This is a genomic window from Bradyrhizobium sp. ORS 375 (assembly GCF_000239775.1).
Classification (GTDB): domain Bacteria; phylum Pseudomonadota; class Alphaproteobacteria; order Rhizobiales; family Xanthobacteraceae; genus Bradyrhizobium.
Genome location: NZ_CAFI01000334.1, coordinates 20596 through 39619, shown reverse-complemented (window position 1 = coordinate 39619; position 19024 = coordinate 20596). Strand labels below are relative to the sequence as shown.

Below are 19024 nucleotides of genomic sequence, written 5' to 3'. Positions count from 1 at the left end.
CACGCCCCTCTGCATGAGGACGGGATGTCGGGGAATAGAACATGATTTCGGAAAATAAGCAAGAAGAATTTTGCCAGCAAGCCGAGAGCCGATCCAGACGCAAGGCCCGTTGAACCTTCACGCCGCCCGCGTCAGCGCGGCGGTCTTGGGATCGTAGACGTAGCCGGTGATGGTGCCGTCCTTGATCCGCTCGACGACGTCGTCGATCACGAACAGCGGCACCAGGAACCATTCGCGCGGGACGATCGGGTGGCCCATGCGGTCGTTGATGGTGATGTCGAGCCGGGCGGGCGCGAAGACGCGGTGGATGATGTTTTCGAGCCGGGTGCGGTTGATGTTGAACAGCTCGTAGGTGGCGACGATCTCGACGTCGGCCATCAGGAAGGTCGGATCGAGCCTGGCATTGGCGATGCGCGTGGCGACGTCGTTACCGGTAACGCCGATCTTGTGCAGCACCTCGCGGTGCGCCGCGACGTCGGGATGATCGGACTTGCTGCGCAGCACATAGACGGTGCCGCTCGCCTCGTCGCCGTCCTCGGTCCTGTCCGCGAACAGGGGTCCGGCATTCGGCTCGGTGACCCGACGACCCGCCTCGTCCTTGTAGAGCGCGCGCTGCAGCGAACGCAGCAGCAGATCGCTCTCGGTGGCATTGGAATAGATCACGCGCAGCCGGGAATCGGTCTCGCCGTTCGGCGCCTTGAAGGGCTCGCCGACGGCGGCGACATAGGCCAGTTGGCCACCGAGGATGAAGAACTGTCCCGCCTTGATCTCGGCCTTGAGGAAGCCGGTATCCTTGACGATCGGCCGCGTGGCGCGCAGGCCGGAGCGGATCTCGTTTTGCACCTGGTCGAACAGCGGCTTGAAGCGCTCGAAATCCTCGCATCTGCTCCGGTTCGCGATCTCCTCGGCGGCGCGCTTGTCGGCGGCGGAGCGGACGTGGCGCAGCTCGGTGAGGTCGTCGGCCGGCGCCTCGACGCCGAGCTCGGCCAGCAGCGCGTCGTCGTCCATCTCCTCGGCGAAGCCGGACGGCGCGGCGCCGGCGCCGGCGAGCAGCCCCTGATGATCCATCGGCGCCAGCAGGCTGCGGCAGTCCTCCTGGTCGCGCAGGCGGTCGAGCCTCACGGCATAGATGCGCTCGAAGATGTCGCGGCCCTCGCCATGCTGGGGGACGCGGCCATGCTCGGTGACGAAACGCTGGATCTCCTCGAAGCCGGCGATGATGCGCTCCTCGCGCGCGGTCCGGCCGCCTTCCTGTTTCGTCTCGACCTCGACGCCCAACTCGGCGAGCAGGGCATCGTCCTCATCGGTGAAATCAACCACGCGCAGCCTCCGCCTTCATGCGCGCCAGGAACGCCACGCCTTCGGCCATGCGCTTTTCCCACGCGTCCGCCGAGGTGATCAAGGGCAGCCGGCCGCGCTCCTGCTTGAACCGGACCGCCCGCCGCGCCAGCTCGCGTGCCTCCTCCATGGACATGGTGACGCGCTTGGCCTCGATGATCTCCTTGATCCGGCGCAGGCTGTCCTCGGTCATCGCCTTGGACAGGATCGCATAGGCCTCGCCGAACGGATTGATGCGGTCGATCATGTCGATGTCCAGCTCGCGCACGTCCATGGCAAAGCGGCGGACACCGTCGACGAACGCCGTGTTCGGGCTCGCCTCTCCGCCGCCGGCGCCACCTACCGCGATCTCCTTGGCCTTCTGCGTCAGGTTGAGCGCGGCGATGGCGTGCTGGCGCACCGCCTCCTGGTCCTCGTCATCCAGCTCGGGATATTTGTCCTTGATGATCTTGCCGAGGCGAAGCTGCGTCAGCTCCTCCGGCACCAGCTCGGAATCGAACAGGCCGCGTTCGATCGACGGCTTGTCCTGCACGAAGGCGGCGACGACCTCGTTCAGATCCTGCTGGCAGATGCGCTGCGCCTCCGGGCTCTTCGGCGTCACGAGACCCTTGATCTCGATCTGGAATTTTCCGGTCTCCTCGTTGAAGCCGACGTTGCACTTGGTGGGATCGTAGCCGGCCTCGCCGTACTGATAGCCCGGCGCCGCCTCATTGCTTGGGTTCTTCGGCTTGAACTCGAAGCGCGGCGCCAGCACCTGTTCCATCAGCAAGCTCGCGGCGATCGCCTTCAAGGTGTCGTTGACGGCCTCATTGACGAGCTCTTGAGAGGCATCCGGCTCGGCGATCAGATTGGTGAAGCGGGCGCGGGTCTTGCCGGGCGCGTCACGGGTGGCGCGGCCGATGATCTGCACGACCTCGGTCAGGCTGGCGCGGTAGCCGATGGTCAGCGCGTGCTCGCACCAGATCCAGTCGAAACCTTCCTTCGCCATGCCAAGCGCTATGATGATGTCGACGAAGTCGCGGTTGGTCTTCTGCGCGGGGTCCTTCAGCGCCGCCGACACACGGTCGCGCTTCGCCGGATCGTCCTCCACCAGATCGGCGATCCGCAGCACGCGGCCGGACGGTGTCTTCACGAGCTGGAAGCCGGTCGCGGGATCGGAGCCCTCCCACTCGCCGAGTGCGCCGATGATGTGCTCGACTTCCTTGATCTTGTCCTTGGTGCTTTCGCGCGAATTGACCGAGGGAATGTGGACGATCGTCTTTTCTGCGGGGTCCAGCACCTTCAGGATGTCGTCGGCATAGGACTTCTCGTAGAAGAAATAGCCGATGTCGAGCTGCTTCAGATGCTCATAGCCGTTGAGCTGCTCGTAATACGTATAGGTGACGGTCTGGAACTTCGCCTCGTCCTGCGGCGCCAGCACGGCCTCGGCGTCGCCGCGGAAATAGGAGCCGGTCATGGCGACCAGATGCACCTTGTCGCGGGCGATGAACTGGCCGAGATGCAGGCCGAGCTTGTTGTCGGGATTGGCGGAGACGTGGTGAAACTCGTCGACCGCGATCAACCTTCCGTCGAACGCCTCGACGCCGTATTGGTCGACGGCGAAGCGGAAGGTGGCGTGGGTGCAGACCAGCACCTTGTCATCGCTCTCCAGGAACGCCGCGACCGACTTCACCTTGCCGCCATTGTCGGCGCCCGGCGCATTGCAGAGATTCCACTTTGGCTCGACGTGCCAATCGGCCCAGAAGCCGTATTGGCTCAGCGGCTCGTCGTTGAAGCTGGCGCCGATCGAGCGCTCGGGCACGACGATGATAGCCTGCTTCACACCCTGATTGTGCAGCTTGTCGAGCGCGATGAACATCAGCGCGCGGCTCTTGCCGGAGGCCGGGGGCGACTTGATCAGCAGATATTGCTCGCCGCGCTTCTCATAGGCCAGCTCCTGCATCGGCCGCATGCCCAGCGCATTGGCCTTGGTCGAGCGGCCGGTGCGGGCATAGGAGACGGACACCGACGGCACGTGGCGCGGCTGCGCCTGTTGCGGCTGCCGAAGCCTGGCCGACTGGAAGAAGCTCTCGCCGGCTTCCGGAATGTCCGACGTATCGATCTGGCTGTCCGGCATGGCGGTCAGCTCAGCTAAGCGCTTTTTTGAGATAGGCATCGAAATGCTTTCTTTCGCTGGACGTCGCCTTGCGGGCGCTGATGATGCGAATAAGTCCGTTGCGCTCGGTGTGGACGACGCAGACGACGACCACCCCGCCGAGCAGGCCGAAGCTCTTCTCCCTGACCTCCCCGAACGGGTAGCCCGACGCATCCGGCCCGGTCAGCACCGGCCCATGGAAGATCGACGCCGCCTCCTCGAACGACAGGCCGTGCTTGCGCACATTCGACGCGTTCTTCTCGGGGTCCCATTCGAACCCGTCCATCGGCTGCCCCACCCGCGACTTCTGTGTTCATTATATGTTCTCTTCGGCCGGAGTCCAGCGGGCGATTGAAGATGAAGGGCATCCTTGACAAGTCGGAGAGTAGCAAGCCTCGACGCTCCCTAGTTCGTCATTGCGAGCGAAGCGAAGCAATCCAGTCCTTTACTTGCCGCTCCTTGATTGCTTCGCTTCGCTCGCAATGACGACGGCACGCTGCTCACGCCTCGGCTTTCGACCTGCGGCCCGGCCGCTTCTTGCCTTCCTTCGCCGCCTGCTCGGCGGTCATCTTCGTGTACATCTCGAACAGCTTCTCCAGCCGCTCGGTGTCATTGCGAAAGCGCCGGCCGATATAGATGCGCTCCAGCACCTCGTCGTTGCGCTCGTGCGCGGCACGGAGGTCGTCAGGCATTTTGTCGGGGTCGTAGAGGTCGGCGATGGTCGCGGGGAAGTGGGCTTCGCGCGTCAGCAGGATATCCTCGGCACAACGAACGAGATCTGCCTTGTTCTTCTCAGTCAGCGGCGGAAGCGGGAACGTATTCCATCCGAGAGTATTCGAATAGCGGTAACGAGTTTCAAGCTTTCCGCAAATCGTCCCTATCCAAACTATATGCATACGAGATGCAATCAACGCCAAATTCCAGAGAGGCGCATCGTAGATCGCAAGCGCAAGGTTGGATATTCTGACATCTGCACCTAACAGGCCGCACGGCAAATATTGGCGACGCTCAGACGATACGCTAGGGATGATTATGGTGTTCTCCTCACCGATAATCGTTCTCTCAAACTTGTAGGGCGTTTCGAGCCCTGCCCTCCCTCTCTCGCTACCATGCAGACGATACTCTCGGACATAAGAAAGCCTCTCCGCAATCGGAGGAATCGAGTAGGCAAGTTCAGCTTGGTGATCAGAGATCCAAAGACAGTAACGTAGCGAACCGTTGATAAACTCGCTTGAACCTAAGATAGGTCGAATGAGCGGCTCAACCTGCGGGAATGACCGCAAGAGGTGACCTTTCTCTTCCGGGCTAAGCAGCAGGTATCCTTGATCTCTCGGAATGTTCCCGCCGAACATGGTAGCCGTATTCGAGATCGGCGCTGAAGCCTTTTTGACGATTACATTTTCACCAGCCGCCAAGTACGGGTTGATGTTGCCTACCACCTTACGGGTATCACCATCAAAAATTTGCTTAGCAACATCTCGGCGCGTGGTCACCCCTATGATCACGCAAGTAACTTGGGCATTTCTCGCTGCGTTGTTTCCCCAATGGAAGTTATCATGGGCAAAGAATATGGATTGCCCGGCGCCCAGTATTCGAGGCCAAACGAGTGGAACTTGAACGCCTTGACAGATCGAGTTGGTCGAGACGAACGCAAAAGCGCCTCCACCCTTTATGTATTCAGAGGCTTTCCAGAACCACCCGACAATGTAATCGATAGCGCGGACATCCTGCTTTCCAGACTTAAACGATTGCAGATCCGATTTCTGTTCTCTCGTTTGAAATTTGTCTCCAACGTAGGGGGGGTTTCCGCAAACGTAAGTCTCGCCGCCTTGGTTCTCGAAATCAATTTGGGCTTGATCCAGCGGCGAATGCAAAAGATCGTCTGCGTGGTACTTCACGCTCGATCCACTTGGCGGGCAAATGGCCAGCCAATTCAGACGCAGCGCGTTCCCGCAAGTGATCCAGTTGTCATCCTCCAAAGGCAGAAAATCCTTAAGTGCCTCCTTCTGCCCCCGATACATCACATCGCACTGATACTCCGCGATGATCAGCGCCAAGCGGGCGATTTCCGCCGGAAAATCGCGCAGCTCGATGCCGCGAAAATTGGTCAGCGGGATCTCGGTCTTCCGCTCCGACTCGCCGCGCCGCTGATTGATCTCCGCTTCGATCTTCCGCATCTCCTTGTAGGCAATGACGAGGAAATTACCCGAGCCGCAGGCGGGATCGAAGACGCGGATGCGCGCCATGCGGTTGCGCAAATTGAGCAGCTTGCGGGTGTTGTCGCCGGCCTCTTCCAGCTTCTCCCGGAGATCGTCGAGGAACAGCGGGTTGAGCACCTTCAGGATGTTCGGCACGCTGGTGTAGTGCATGCCGAGCGCGCCGCGCTCCTCATCCTCGGCGACCGCCTGGATCATCGAGCCGAAGATGTCCGGATTGATCTGCTTCCAGTCGAGACCGCCGATGTGCAGCAGATAGGAGCGGGCGATGCGGCTAAAACGGGGGACGTCGAGGTTGCCGGAAAACAGTCCGCCATTGACGTAAGGGAAGGCGTCGGCCCAGCGCGGCAGCTTTGCCTCGGCGCGCTCCGCGGTCTTGATATTCATGGCGCGGAAGATCGCGCCGATCACCTCATGGGCGTTGGTGGCGTCGCTCATCTGCGCGATGGTCGCGGTGAACAGATCGTCGCCGTGGAAGATATCGGTGCTCTCGGCGAAGAAGCAGAAGATCAGCCGCGCCATGAAATGGTTCATGTCGTGGCGGCGCTCGTCCGTGCCCCAGTCCGGATTGGTCTTGAGCAACTCGACATAGAGCCGGTTGAGGCGGCCGGTGGCGCGGATGTCGAAGGCGTTGTCGCGGATCTGCTTGACGGTGGTAATGCCCGCGAGCGGCAGGAAGAAACCGAAATGGTTCGGGAAGTCCGGGTAGGCGCAGGCGACGGTCTCGCCGCTGCCGAGGTCTTCCGCTTCGAACGCCTCGCCGTCGGTGGCGAGCACGAACTTCGCCTTGGCGCGTGCGGTGGCGGGGCTCGCCTTGAGCGCGGCGAGCGTGGCGGTTACGTCTCCCTTCGGCGCGACCGCGATGTGGATGTTGTTGGTCTGCAGCACGCCACCGAGGTCGGACTTGTTGGTCTCGCCCTTGCGCAGCCGCTTGAGCGTGGCCTCCTTGTTGCCGAACGCCTGCAGGAAGGCATAGGGAAACTCGGCGGCATCGAAGGGCTGCTCGGCCAAAGCGGAGATGGCCTCCTCGATCTCGACGGCGTTCATGGCGTTCCTGGCGTTCCCGGATCCCAGCGATTCACTGGCGGTTATCGCGCAACGTGAGCGTCGCGCCAAGGCCGACTTGGCGTTACGATCGCAGCCGGTCCGAGGACGCTCTCATGAAGATTCCGATCAAGGATGCTGTCCGCCAATTGCCGGGTCTCGTCGATCGAGCCGAAGCCGGCGAAGAGATCATTCTCACGCGGGATGGCCGCTAGATCGTGCGGCTGCAGCCGGTCGCTTCTCGCCCGCCCAGAGCGGCACCGGACAGATCTCGGCGAAAGGCGGTCATGGAGGAGCTGCGCGCGGCGGTGGCGGCCAAGCTCGGCAGCGGCAAAGCCCACCAGCGGGAGACGCCGGAGGATCAGGACATTTTCTGATGCCGTGGTGCAGCAGCGCATGCCCGCGACAGTTCGCCGTCTGCCGCACCGTCGCGGTTCCGCAGGTCGCGTCCGCGGCGCACGCAGTTGTCACGTTGGGCGTAGTAGACCATAACGACAGAGCCGTCGTCCCGCGATGGTCCCTCAAAACTGGTTTCCGCCTCCCCCACCCCCGACAGGACTCCCATGACAACGCTTTCCTCGATCGTCGCGCGCGGTGTCGCGCTGGTTGGCAATGCGGCGCTGCAGTGGCGCAAGTTGCAGGGGGAGACGCCGGCGCCGGCCTGGGGCGCGCAGCCGCAGATTCCGACGGCCAAGCCGCAGGGCATGCTGCCGACGCTCAAGATGCCGACGGCGCGCGGCTGGAAGAACGGCGAGAAGCCGGTGGCGGCGGCGGGGCTGAAGGTGAACGCGTTCGCGACCGGGCTGGATCATCCGCGCTGGATCTACGTGATGCCGGACAAGTCGGTGCTGATCGCGGAGGCGACGCAGATCCCGAGCCCGGTGCGCAACATGTTCGGCTATGCGATGCAGGCGACGATGCGGCGCGCGGCGGCGCTCGGCGTCAGCGCCAACCGGATCACGCGGCTGGTCGATGCCGACGGCGACGGCACGGCGGAGCGGCGCAATGCGTTCATGGAGAATCTCAGCCAGCCATTCGGCATGGCGCTGGTCGGCGACACCTTCTATGTCGGCAACACCGACGGCATCGTCGCTTTCCCTTACAGCGCGGGCGCCGAGCGCATCAGCGCGCAAGGCAAGCGGCTGACGACGTTCAAGCCGGGCGGCCATTGGACGCGCAGCCTGCTGGTCAGCCCTGACGGCACGAAGATCTATGCCGGCGTCGGCTCGCTCAGCAACATCGCCGAGCAGGGGTTCGAGGTCGAGGAAGGCCGGGCCTGCATCTATGAGCTGGATATCGCCAGCGGCGCGTCGCGCATCTTCGCGGCCGGCCTGCGCAATGCGGTCGGGCTGGCGTTCGAGCCGAATACGAAGGTGCTGTGGACCGTGGTCAATGAGCGCGACGGGCTCGGCGACGAGACGCCGCCGGACTATCTGACCTCGGTGCGCGAGGGCGGCTTCTATGGCTGGCCGTATTGCTATTGGGGCAAGACAGTTGACGACCGCGTGCCGCAGAACCCGGCGCTGGTCGCGACCGCGCTGACTCCGGACTACGCGCTCGGCGGCCACACCGCCTCGCTCGGCCTGTGCTGGCTGCCGACGGGCACGCTGCCCGGCTTCCCGGACGGCATGGTGATCGGCCAGCACGGCTCGTGGAACCGCAGCAAGCTGTCCGGCTACAAGGTGGTGTTCATTCCGTTCGAGAACGGCAGGCCGTCGGGCCCGGCGCGCGACATCCTCTCCGGCTTCCTGGCGCCCGACGAGAGCTTCTCCTATGGCCGCCCGGTCGGCGTCACGCTCGGCCCGGACGGCTCGCTGCTGGTGGCCGACGATGTCGGCAACTGCATCTGGCGAGTGACGGGGGCGTAAGTCGGCGCGGCAGCGGCGATTTCGGTTCGGGCCTTAATGGTGCGGAGCGATCGCTTGTTGTCGCATGCCGTCGGGGCCTCATGGCTCGAGACGCGTCGCGAGTGCGACGCTCCTCACCATGAGGGTTGAGATCTCGTCCCGACTTCGGCCCTCGTCCTGAGGAGCCCGCCGCAGGCGGGCGTCTCGAAGGACGCGGCAAGAAGTGCTGACTGAAAACCCGTTGCTGGTTAGACCGGCTCAGTCGTGGCCGTAATACTGCCGGTTGCAGTAGCGGCGGCCGGCTTCGTGCTTCGCCGCGCGCTGGGCCGGCGTGGCGTTCGCCGGCATCAGGAAGTCGCCGTTCGCGAACAGCTGCAGGCAGCGGATGTAGTCCTTGTTGCCGAGCCACTCCCAGCCGGCCTTGGCCGGCGTCGCAGGCGCCGACGCGAGCAGGACAGTGGTTGCGACAATGGCGGTGGCAGCGAGAAGGCGAAGGCTGAACATCATGATCGGATCCCCTGGTGTTGGAGGCTGCCTTGTGCAGCCGATGGGGGAGATCATGACGCGAGGCACACCCGGCTTCCGTGACGATCCGCACAAAGCGTTGCGTGACGCCAGGGCTCGACGCGCGGCGACGTGAGCGCCTGCGGCGAGCGGCCGCGGAACCCGTCTCGCGCAGGACTGTTGTCGCCTGGACATCAGGACAGTCCCGAGGAGAGCGTCATGGCCGACAACGTCAATCCGAACCAGAAGCAGCCCGGCGAGAAGCAGGAAGGGCAGTATCACTACAATCCGGGCAATCAGTCCGGCAAGACGATCGACGTGGGCAAGCCGGAAGGCGAGCAGGTCAACAACAAGGACCGCATCGAGCAGCGCGAGGAGCCGCAGTCGCGGTGAGACACCAACGTTCGTCATGCCTAGGCTTGACCCGCCTGCGCGGCCGAAGCCGCTTCGGCGCGGCGTAGGCCCGGGCATCCATCTCCTTGCGAGGAATGGTGGACGGCCGGGTCAAGCCCGGCCATGACGGCCTACCGAGGAGAGTCTATCTCTCCAGCAGAAACGCCAGCGCCTCGTCGCATGGCGCTTCCACCTTCAGCGACAGCAGGTCATCCGCCCGCGTGCGGCCGAGATTGACGGCGGCGATGGGAATGGCGCGGTCGGCGGCGGCGCGGACAAAACGGAAGCCGGAATAGACCATCAGCGAGGTACCGACGACGAGCATCGCGTCGGCCTGGTCGACATGCTCGCGCGCGGTCGCGACCACATCGCGCGGCACCGTCTCGCCGAAGAACACGACGTCAGGTTTCAGGATGCCGCCGCAGGCCCGGCACGCCGGCACCGTGAAGGCGGCAAAGTCGACGCCGTCGAGATCGGCATCGCCGTCCGGCGCGTCGGCGGCCTCATGGGCGAGCCAGTCGGGATTGGCGCTGGCCAGCTCGTCCTGAAAGTCGGCGCGTGTCAGCGTCGCGCCGCAGCCCATGCAGCGCACCCGATCAAGCCGGCCGTGCAGATCGATGACGTTGCTGGCGCCGGCAGCCTGATGCAGCCGGTCGACATTCTGCGTCACCAGCAGCGAGCTGCGGCCTGCGGCCTCCAGCCGCGCCAGCGCGTGATGCGCGCCGTTCGGCTGGGCGCGGCCGAAGCGCCGCCAGCCGACCATGCTGCGCGCCCAATAACGGCGGCGCGTCTCCTCGGTCCCCATGAAGGCCTGGAACGTCACCGGCGGCGTGCGCTTCCATTGCCCGTCGCTGTCGCGATAGTCGGGTATGCCGGAATTGGTGCTGCAGCCGGCCCCGGTGAGGACGACGATGCGGCTGTGGCTGTCGATGAAGGATTTCAGCGCTGACGGATCGACCATGGCTCCGCAGATGTAGGCGCAGGAACCGGCCTGCGCCAGTCCGTCACAGCCCTGCGGTGACGGCATGAACCATTGAGCGCCCTCGCTCTTAATCCAGCGGGAGGACCAGCCATGACACCTCGCAACGGACACGATCGCGGCCCATGGCCGCTCGATGACGACGCGCAGGACGGCGAGCCGATCGACGATGAGCGCGACCTCGCCACCGGCGAAGGCGGCACCATCGAGCTGCCGCTGACGCCTGATGACATGGCCGAGGACGATTGAGCCTCAGCGCGCCGGCGGCACCGTCACGAGCCAATGCCGCGCGATGTCGGCCCGCGGCGCGATCCAGGCGGCGCCGCTGGCGGTGATGTGCGCGAGGATGCGGTCGAGCGCGCCGATCCGGCCGGGGCGGCCGATCATGCGCAGATGCAGGCCGATCGACAGCATCTTCGGCGCGGTTTCGCCCTCACGCGCCAGCCAGTCGAAGGCGTCGATGACGTAGTCGGCGAAATCGACGCCGCGGAAGCGCGAGCCATTGAAGAACTGCATGTCGTTGCTGTCGAACGCATAGGGCAGCACCAGATGCGGCCGGCCGGCGACATCGACGTAATAGGGCACATCGTCATTGTAGGCGTCGCTGTCGTAGAGGAAGCCGCCCTGCTCGATCAGCAGCCGGCGCGTATTCGGCGAGCTGGCCGAGCGGGTGTGCCAGCCGAGCGGCGGCTTCCCGGTCACGCGCCGGATCGTCTCCACCGTGCGCGCGATGACGCGGCGCTCCTCGGTCTCGCCCATGCCGGCATGACTCTGCCAGCGCCAGCCATGCGCCGACACCTCATGACCACGCGCGACCGCGTCGCGCGCCAGATCCGGCGAGCGCTCGACCGCGCGGCCGCAGGCGCTGACCGTGACCTTGACGCCGTGGGCGTCGAACAGGTCCATGATCCGCCACCACGCGGCGCGCGTGCCGTATTCGAAATGGCTGTCGATGCACGGATCGGGACCGTCGAGCCGGTGCACGACCTCGTAGATCGCCTCGTTGCTGGCGTCACCGTCGGAGACGGAGAATTCCGAACCCTCCTCGAAATTCACCACCAGCGACACCGCGACGCGAGCCGCGTTCGGCCAATGCGGGTGCGGCGGCTTGCCGGCGTAGCCTGTGAGATCGCGACGGGCAACGGGCTGTGAGCTCATGGGTCAATCCGCGGTTCCCGCCATGCGGTGCAGACCGACCAGACGATCGCTGATCAGCAGCAGCGCCAGCGTGCCGGAGAGGATGAGGGTGGAGAGCGCGGCGAGCGTCGGATCGGGCGCCTCCTCGATGTATTGCAGCATGCGGATCGGCAGCGTCTTGGAGCGGACATCGGTGAGGAAGATCGAGACCGGGTAGTTGTCGAACGAGGCCAGCAGGCTGAACAGGCCTGATATCAGGAACGACGGCGCCAGCGCCGGCACCATCACCCTGAGCACGCTGCCGGCGTAGGTGCAGCCGAGCGTGCGCGCGGCCTCGATCAGGGTGAAGTCGAAGCGCGACAGGCCGGCGATCATGGTGCGCGCGACGTAAGGCAGGGTGACCACGAGATGCGCCACCAGCAGCACGCTCCAGGTCGCGGTGAAGCCGAACATGCGGAAGTACTGCAGCAGCGCGATGCCGAGCACGAGGCCTGGCATCATCAACGGCGACACCAGCAAGCGTGCCCAGCGCGGTCGCGCCGGGCAGCTTGCCGCGCGCGATCGCGATGGCGGCGAGCGTGCCGGCGACCAGCGACAGCGCGGTCGACAGCACCGCGATCTGCAGCGACAGCGACAGCGATGGCCAGAAGCCGTCGAGCCGGCCGATCCGGCCATACCAGCGCAGCGAGGCGCCCGACAGCGGCAGGTCGAACACCGGCGTCGGCGAGAAGCTCGCGGCAGCGATCACGACCAGCGGCAGCAGCAGGAACAGCGCCAGCGCGATCGCAAGCACCCAGCAGACGACAATGGCAGCGCGGCTCATCATGTCGGCTCCCGCGACAGCATCGCGCTGAGCGCGACGACGATGACGGCGATGCCGAGCAGCACGACGCCCGCCGCCGCGCCAAAGCCGGGCTCGCGCGCCAGCAGATAGGCCTTGGCGATGATGGTCGCGAGCGTCGGATATTTCTCGCCGATCAGGAGCGTCGGCACCACATAGGCCGACACCGAGAGCGAGAACACCAGCGCCACGCCGGCGATGATGCCGGGCAGGGTCAGCGGCAGGATGACGCGGAAGAAGACCACGAGCGGCGAGGCGCCGAGCGTCGCTGCCGCTTCCGCATAACGACTGTCGAGCTGCGCCACCACCGCGTAGATCGGCAGCACCATGAAGGGCAGGAAGATGTTGACGGCGCCGATGATGAGCGCGGTCTGGGTGAAGATCATCCGGATCGGATCCTCGATGATCCCCAGTGCGATCAGCACGGTGTTGATGAGGCCGTCGCTGCGCAGCAGGATGGTCCAGGCGAAGGCCTTGACGACGACGGAAGCGGCGAGTGGCAGAAACAGTGTCGCGAGCAGAATCGAACGCAGCGGGCCGCGGGCGCGAGCCAGCGCGAAGGCGGCGGGATAGGAGATCAGGAAGGCGATCAGCGTCGTCAGCAGGCCGAGCCGAAGCGAATTCCAGATGACGCCGAGATAATACGGCGTGCCGAGCAGGCGGATGTAATGCGCCGCGGTGACGCCCCCTTTGGGATCGAGCACGCTGACGCCGAGCAGCAGCGCCAGCGGCAGCACGAAGACGAGCCCGATGATCAGCAGCGATGGCGCGACGAAGCCGAACGCCGCGAGCCGCTCGCGATCCGGCGCGGTCTTGACGACGGGCGCTTGCAGCACAGCCTCGGTCATGCCGCGGCCTCAGCGGCAAAGGCGAAGGTCTCGGCCGCCGGCCAGGCAAAACGAACCTCGTCATGCACGCGCGGCACCTCGGCCTCACGGCCCGACAGCTCGGCGAGCAGGCTGGCGCCCGCGCCGGCGTCGACATCGACCAGCGTGCGCGAGCCCTGGAACACGACCGAGCGGACCCTGCCGCTGGCCGCATTGGCCCCGTGCTCGGCGCCGAGGCGGAGCTGCTCCGGGCGCGTCGCCACGATCACGGATGCGCCGGGCTGGAAGGCGCCACGCGCCGACAGCCGGCCGACCGGCGTCACCACGTCGACCATGCCATTCTGGCTGCTCACGACCTGCCCGGCGATGCGCGTCGACAGGCCGACGAAATTCAGCGCGAACAGGGTCGCCGGCCGCGCATATAGTTCCCGCGGCTCCGCGAGCTGCTCGATGCGGCCCTTGTTCATGACGGCGACACGGTCCGACATCGTCAGCGCCTCGTCCTGGTCATGAGTCACGAAGATCGCGGTCGCCTTCACCTCCTGCAGCAGGCGGCGCAGCTCGACCTGCATCTCCTCGCGCAGCTTGCGATCGAGCGCCGACAGCGCCTCGTCGAACAGCAGCACGTCGGGCTCGACGGCGATCGCGCGCGCCAGCGCCACGCGCTGCTGCTGGCCGCCCGACAGCGCCGAGATGCGGCGGCCCCCGAGATGGCCGAGCTTGACCAGCGCCAGCGCCCGCTCCACCGCGCGGTCGATCTCGGCCTTCGGCGTGCCGCGCACCTTCAGGCCGAAGGCGACATTGCCGGCAACGGTGAGATGCGGAAACAGCGCGTAGCTCTGGAACACGACGCCGACATTGCGCCGGTGCGGCGGCTCATGGGTGAGGTCGCGCCCCGCCAGCCGGATCGTGCCGGTGTCGGGCGGCGCCAGCCCCGCGATCGCGCGCAACAGCGTGGTCTTGCCGCAGCCGGACGGGCCGAGCAGCGTGACCAGCTCGCCACGGAGGATGGTGAGGTCGACATGCTCAAGCACGGTCGCCGCACCATAGCGCTTGGAGACGCCGCTGACGACGAGATGAGGCGCGGCCTCGCTCATGTCATTTCCTTGCTCCAGCGATCGACCCAGCCGGCGCGGTTCTTGGCGATGAACGCCCAGTCCGGCGCGAACAGGGTCGCGGGATCAGGATAGCCTGAAGGCAGCGGCGTCGCCTGGTTGGTCGGCGCGATGAAGGCGGTCTTGGCCAGGATGCTCTGCGCCTCCGGGCTGAGATAGAAGTCGATCACGGCGTCGGCGAGATCGCCGGCCGGCGCGCCGGTGACCTTGGCGATACCCGACGGCATCGAGAAGCCGCCGTCCTTCGGGACAGCGAGATCGACCGGCGAGCCGTCCGCCTTGCGGATCAAGGTGTAGGCCGAGAACTGGCCGCCGATCATCCAGGCTTCGCCCTGCTCCAAGAGATTGATGGCCTGCGGCGCGTTGGTATAGACGTTGAGCAGATTGGCCTTCAGGCTCTTCACCTTCTTGAAGGCGGCGTCGATCTCGTATTGCGCCTCCTTGAACGGCTTGCCGGTCTCGAGATGCGCGGCGGCGAGCAAGGCCCAGAAACCCTCGGTGTTGGACAGCGAGGGAATGACGATCTTGGAATCGTATTTCGCATCCCACAGCTCGGCCCAGCTCGTCGGCGCCGTCTTCATGCGCTTGGTCGAGTAGGCGATGCCGACCCACGGCTTCTGATAGTTGGCCCACATGCCGTCCTGGTGCACGGAGCCGTCCACGAGCTTGCCGAGATTGGGAATGGACGACGCCGACATCTTGGTGATCAACCCTTCGGCCGACGCCGGCAGCATCACCGGATCGTCCATGATCACGACCGAGATCTTCGGGCTCGCCTTGTCGGCCTGCATCTTCTGCAGATTGGTCAGCGAGTTGGTGCCTTCATAGAGCACCTTGCAGTCGAGCTTCTTCTCCAGCACCGGGAACAGGTCGGAGTTGAAGTACTTCGCGGCGCCGGCGGGGCCGCCGATCACAATCTCTTTCGGGGCGGCGCGCACCAGCGCGGGCGCGGCGAAGGTGGCGGCGAAGGCCGCACCGGTCTTGAGGAGGCTGCGGCGGGAGAAGGAGTGCATGAGCGGATCCCGTGTGAGCTGTCGATGGCGTGTACCGACGGTTCAGCAAGCACCGTGCCAAATGTGCACATTTTTCCGAGATCGATTTTTCAATGGCTTAGCGGCCTCTCCGCCCGCACCTCTGCCCACCACGATGCATAATGTGCACATTTTTTGGAGGTGACCTGCCGCGCCTTTGGGCCTAGCTACGTCGGCATGGCGATGCGACCGCAGCGAATCGGGAAGGCCAATCCCGCCGAGGACGAGGCGGTGTATCAGGCGATCCTGCGCGCGCTGCTGGAAGGCAAGCTGAAGGCCGGCACCAAGCTGGCGGAGACGCCGCTGGCTTCGATCTTCGGCGTGTCGCGCGAGCGCATCCGGAAAGTGCTGCACCGGCTCGGCGCCGAGCGGCGGCTGGAGATGATCCCGAACCGCGGCGCCCGGGTGCCGCGGCCGACGCTGGAGGATGTCCGCCGCGTCTATGAGGCGCATCGCGTGCTCGAGGCCGGCGTGCTCAGTCAGCTGGTGCTGCGGATGGACGAGGTGCTGCTCGCCCGGCTCGATGCCCATCTCGCCGAGGAGCGCGCCGCCGCGCAGCGCGGCGACCGCGCCGCATCGGTCCGGCTGTCCGGCGCCTTCCATGTCCATCTGGTCGACGCGCTCGGCAATCCCGAATTGTCGCGTATGCTTGGCGACCTGCTCAGCCGTTCCTCCGTGATGGTGTCGGTGTACGAGCCGGCGGCGCAGTCGATCTGCGCGGTCGACGAGCACGGCGCCATCGTCGCGGCGCTGCGCGACCGCGATCTGCTGCGCGCGGTCGCGGTGTCGCGCGAGCATTTCCTGCATGTCGAGGGCCGGCTGCGGCTCGACGAGGACGGCGCCGCGCCGACCCAGGATCTCGCCGCCGTGTTCGCCGGGCGGCGGCCGCTGCGCGGCAAGCTGCGCTCGGCCTGATCATCGCTTCTATTTCGTCGTCAACGCCGTCACTGCGTGCCAGTTCGGATCGGGCTCCGCCTGCATCAGCATCCGGCAGCGCGCGATCATCAGCTCGGCAGCGCGATCACCGGGCTTGAGCGCCAGCGCGGCTTCGAATGCGGCAATGGCGGCGGCAAAATCGCGCGCGCGATAATCGCGCAGGCCGCGGGCGTAGCGCGCGACCCAGCTGCGATCGCGCGAGGTCGCGTCCGCTGCCAGCCCGATCAGCTCATGCGCGGCCAGCCCTTCATCACGGCCATAGACGGCGATGCGGTCAACCTCGCGGGTCAGGAAGGCATCTCCCGCCAGCCGCGCGGTGGCCTCGCCGATCAGGATGGCGGTCCCGTAGCTCTTGTTCGCGCCCTCCAGCCGGCTCGCCACATTCACCGCATCGCCGATCACCGTGTAGTTGAGCCGCAGCTCGGAGCCGATATTGCCGACCAGCATCGGGCCCGAGTTGATGCCGATGCGGGTCATCAGCGGCCGGCCATCCTCATCGCGCAGGCCGCTGGCGGCGACCGCCGCCTGGCAGGCCAGCGCGGCGCGGCAGCACAGCGCGGCATGATCCGGCTGCGCCGACGGCGCACCCCAGAACGCCATCACGGCATCGCCGATGAACTTGTCGATGGTGCCGCCATGGTCGACAATCACGGTCGAGATCAGATCGAGATAGCGCGACAGCAGCGGCACGACGCGATCGCCCATGCGCTCCGACAGTCCGGTGAAGCCGGCGATGTCGATGAACATCACGCTGAGCTCCTGGACGTGGCCGCCGGGCCTGGCATCGACGCCCTGGCGCAGCAATTGCCGGACCAGATCGGCGGGAATGAACTTGCCGAACGACGACAATCCCCCGGCCATCTCGTGGATGGCACCGGACAGGCTGGCGATCTCGCGCAGCCGCGACGGATGGCGGCGCACCTGCTCGAGCGCGAACGCCTCGACGTGACGCAGCTCCGCGACGACGCGGCCGAGTGGCGCCGCGATGACGCTGCGCGCCAGCGCCGCCGAGACCAGCGCGGCGATCACCGCGCCGATGCCGAGACCGATGATCACCCGGTGCAGCGCGGCGTCGACGGGGCCGAGAAACTCGGCTTCCGGAATCACGGTCACCAGCGACCAGCCGGGAAACGGCAGCGGATTGCGCGCGATCTCGAAGGCGCCATCGCCAGATTGCACGCGGCCGCGCCAGGCGTCGTCGCCTTTAGGCGACGACCGGATCGCCTGCTGCGCGACCGGCAGCAGCGGCTGACGCCCCTGCCCCATGGTGACCTCGTCCGCAGACTCGTCTGGCGCTGCGACGACGCCCCCGTCGTGCTCCAGGATGAAGGCGCTGCCGGTACGGCCGACCTGCAGCTGGGCGAGGAAGCGCGCGATCCGCGCATGCTCGATGATGATGGCGAGCACGCCCTGACGCTCCTGATAGACATCGATCGGCCCCGCCAGCGCGATCGCCGGCCGCTTGCCGCCGGGATGGATATCGACCTTGAACCAGCGCGGCTCGTCGGCGGCCAGCCCCTCCTTGAACCAGGGCTGCTCGGCCACCTTGTAGCTGGTCGGCTCGAAGCGGCGCGAGGCGAACTCGATATCGCCGGGCACGACATCGTATTCGTCCACGCGGCGCTGGCCGGGATGGTCGATCAGCGAAATCTCCATCATCTCCAGCCGCTGGTCGCCGAGCTTGTGGGCGGCGAAGAACGAGCCATCGGGCCAGCCGAACGCTGCCGAGGAGATCGTCGCCTGCGACTGCAGCTGCGACAGAAACACGAACTCGCGCTTGTCGGCCTCGCGGGTGTCGAGCACGTTCTGCAGGAACAGCGTGCGGATGGCGGTGTGCGCGGCGCGCGCCTCGCCGACGATTGCCGAGACCTCCTTGCGCACCGCGCTCGCGATCTGCGCGTTGATGGTGCTGGCGAGCTGGCGGCTGACCCCCTCGGCCGTCCGCCACCACAGCAGGCTCGACGCGAAGGCGGTGAGCAGAATGGCCGTCAGCACCAGCGCCGACACCGCGAAACGGATGCTGACAGTCAGCCGATCGCCTGTGGTCGCGTTGCGAGCTGCGTGCTTGGGGCTGGCGATCATCTCATGTCGACCTCGGGGCCGTTGGCACCGCACGTGGCAATGTCGGCCTCGCAGCCTGCGGCGCGGCTGTCGCTACGGCAAATGCCGGCTGGCTAAGGCGACGATGCCTGCAAAGCATTGGCGAGACAGGCCGGCGTGCGCTCGACTGGGACCAGCTCCGAAGCACGCAATACCACTCACTGACTCGTGAGCGGAATCGCCACGTAACCATGTCGTGGTCGCGGGCGAAGGAGAGATGCGCGTCGCCGAGCGAGCGATGCAGAACCGAGAGGGAATGTCATGTCCGCCAAGAAAACCGTCACCTCGCTGGCGCTGGCCGGCGCCGTCACCACCGCGCTCGCCAGCCTCGCCGTGGCCGGCCCGCTCACCAAGGCCGAGGTCGATGCCGCCGTGGCCGCCAAGAAGGAGAAGTGCTTTGGCGTCTCGCTGAAGGGCCAGAACGACTGCGCCGCCGGTCCCGGCACCACCTGCCAGGGCACCTCGACCACCGACTACCAGGGCAACGCCTGGAAGTTCGTTGCCGGCGGCACCTGCACCAGCATCGACGTGCCCGGCGGCAAGAAGGGCTCGCTGAAGCCGATCTGATCGATCTCGTTCACC

The 19024-nt window shown here is 65.9% G+C and carries 18 protein-coding genes; 6 read left to right on the top strand and 12 right to left on the bottom strand.

Annotation, left to right across the window (positions count from 1 at the left end):
• Positions 1–117: 117 nt before the first annotated feature.
• The 4 genes from BRAO375_RS24125 to BRAO375_RS24110 all read right to left on the bottom strand — a co-directional run bounded on the left by BRAO375_RS24125 (position 118) and on the right by BRAO375_RS24110 (position 6735).
• On the bottom strand, positions 118–1320 hold the full coding sequence (locus BRAO375_RS24125; protein ID WP_009030071.1) for a GIY-YIG nuclease family protein: 1203 nt from the start codon (positions 1318–1320) through the stop codon (positions 118–120).
• Positions 1313–3454, bottom strand: coding sequence for a DEAD/DEAH box helicase (locus tag BRAO375_RS24120; protein WP_009030070.1), 2142 nt, complete (start codon positions 3452–3454; stop codon positions 1313–1315). The genes BRAO375_RS24125 and BRAO375_RS24120 overlap by 8 nt, the downstream gene beginning before the upstream one ends.
• Before the next feature lie 10 nt (positions 3455–3464).
• Entirely contained in the window at positions 3465–3758 is a 294-nt protein-coding gene (locus tag BRAO375_RS24115; RefSeq protein ID WP_009030069.1) for a BrnT family toxin, read from the bottom strand.
• A 214-nt stretch (positions 3759–3972) separates the two neighbouring features.
• Positions 3973–6735 carry a class I SAM-dependent DNA methyltransferase gene (locus tag BRAO375_RS24110; protein ID WP_009030068.1) on the bottom strand — a complete coding sequence of 921 codons (2763 nt, stop codon included), beginning with the start codon at positions 6733–6735 and terminating at the stop codon, positions 3973–3975.
• A 560-nt stretch (positions 6736–7295) separates the two neighbouring features.
• Here BRAO375_RS24110 and BRAO375_RS24105 point away from each other — a divergent pair.
• Entirely contained in the window at positions 7296–8600 is a 1305-nt protein-coding gene (locus BRAO375_RS24105) for a PQQ-dependent sugar dehydrogenase (RefSeq protein ID WP_009030067.1), read from the top strand.
• Between the two features lie 237 nt (positions 8601–8837).
• Here the strand turns inward: BRAO375_RS24105 and BRAO375_RS24100 are convergent, their stop codons facing one another.
• On the bottom strand, positions 8838–9086 hold the full coding sequence (locus tag BRAO375_RS24100) for a hypothetical protein (RefSeq protein WP_009030066.1): 249 nt from the start codon (positions 9084–9086) through the stop codon (positions 8838–8840).
• A gap of 216 nt (positions 9087–9302) precedes the next feature.
• Between BRAO375_RS24100 and BRAO375_RS38195 the strand changes: the two genes are divergently transcribed.
• Positions 9303–9476, top strand: coding sequence for a hypothetical protein (locus BRAO375_RS38195; protein ID WP_009030065.1), 174 nt, complete (start codon positions 9303–9305; stop codon positions 9474–9476).
• Positions 9477–9621: 145 nt separating this feature from the next.
• Here BRAO375_RS38195 and BRAO375_RS24095 read toward each other — a convergent pair whose 3' ends face one another.
• Positions 9622–10503 (bottom strand): NAD-dependent protein deacetylase, encoded by an 882-nt coding sequence (locus BRAO375_RS24095; RefSeq protein ID WP_009030064.1) that lies wholly within the window; start codon positions 10501–10503, stop codon positions 9622–9624.
• Positions 10504–10548: 45 nt separating this feature from the next.
• Here BRAO375_RS24095 and BRAO375_RS38190 point away from each other — a divergent pair, with 45 nt between their 5' ends.
• Entirely contained in the window at positions 10549–10704 is a 156-nt protein-coding gene (locus tag BRAO375_RS38190; RefSeq protein ID WP_175345359.1) for a hypothetical protein, read from the top strand.
• 3 nt (positions 10705–10707) lie between these two features.
• Here the strand turns inward: BRAO375_RS38190 and BRAO375_RS24090 are convergent, their stop codons facing one another.
• Both BRAO375_RS24090 and BRAO375_RS38690 read right to left on the bottom strand, forming a co-directional pair.
• Complete coding sequence (locus BRAO375_RS24090) at positions 10708–11613, bottom strand: polysaccharide deacetylase family protein (protein ID WP_009030063.1); 906 nt, start codon at positions 11611–11613, stop codon at positions 10708–10710.
• Positions 11614–11616: 3 nt separating this feature from the next.
• Positions 11617–12093 (bottom strand): ABC transporter permease, encoded by a 477-nt coding sequence (locus BRAO375_RS38690; RefSeq protein ID WP_009030062.1) that lies wholly within the window; start codon positions 12091–12093, stop codon positions 11617–11619.
• Between the two features lie 20 nt (positions 12094–12113).
• Between BRAO375_RS38690 and BRAO375_RS38685 the strand changes: the two genes are divergently transcribed.
• On the top strand, positions 12114–12446 hold the full coding sequence (locus tag BRAO375_RS38685; RefSeq protein WP_244423263.1) for a hypothetical protein: 333 nt from the start codon (positions 12114–12116) through the stop codon (positions 12444–12446).
• On the opposite strand, the gene BRAO375_RS24080 is transcribed toward BRAO375_RS38685, so the two are convergent.
• Genes BRAO375_RS24080 through BRAO375_RS24070 form a run of 3 tightly spaced genes read right to left on the bottom strand, consistent with a single transcriptional unit; the run spans position 12415 to position 15388 of the window.
• On the bottom strand, positions 12415–13281 hold the full coding sequence (locus BRAO375_RS24080) for an ABC transporter permease (RefSeq protein ID WP_009030061.1): 867 nt from the start codon (positions 13279–13281) through the stop codon (positions 12415–12417). The two genes, BRAO375_RS38685 and BRAO375_RS24080, sit on opposite strands and share 32 nt — an antisense overlap.
• Positions 13278–14357 carry an ABC transporter ATP-binding protein gene (locus BRAO375_RS24075; RefSeq protein ID WP_009030060.1) on the bottom strand — a complete coding sequence of 360 codons (1080 nt, stop codon included), beginning with the start codon at positions 14355–14357 and terminating at the stop codon, positions 13278–13280. Before BRAO375_RS24075 ends, BRAO375_RS24080 begins: the two co-directional genes overlap by 4 nt.
• Positions 14354–15388: an extracellular solute-binding protein gene (locus tag BRAO375_RS24070; protein WP_009030059.1), complete on the bottom strand. Its 1035-nt coding sequence runs from the start codon at positions 15386–15388 to the stop codon at positions 14354–14356. Before BRAO375_RS24070 ends, BRAO375_RS24075 begins: the two co-directional genes overlap by 4 nt.
• A gap of 195 nt (positions 15389–15583) precedes the next feature.
• On the opposite strand from BRAO375_RS24070, the gene BRAO375_RS24065 reads away from it, so the two are divergent.
• Entirely contained in the window at positions 15584–16321 is a 738-nt protein-coding gene (locus BRAO375_RS24065) for a GntR family transcriptional regulator (RefSeq protein ID WP_009030058.1), read from the top strand.
• 9 nt (positions 16322–16330) lie between these two features.
• Here BRAO375_RS24065 and BRAO375_RS24060 read toward each other — a convergent pair whose 3' ends face one another.
• Entirely contained in the window at positions 16331–18424 is a 2094-nt protein-coding gene (locus BRAO375_RS24060; protein WP_009030057.1) for an adenylate/guanylate cyclase domain-containing protein, read from the bottom strand.
• Between the two features lie 279 nt (positions 18425–18703).
• On the opposite strand from BRAO375_RS24060, the gene BRAO375_RS24055 reads away from it, so the two are divergent.
• Entirely contained in the window at positions 18704–19009 is a 306-nt protein-coding gene (locus BRAO375_RS24055; protein WP_009030056.1) for a BufA1 family periplasmic bufferin-type metallophore, read from the top strand.
• Positions 19010–19024 lie beyond the last annotated feature (15 nt).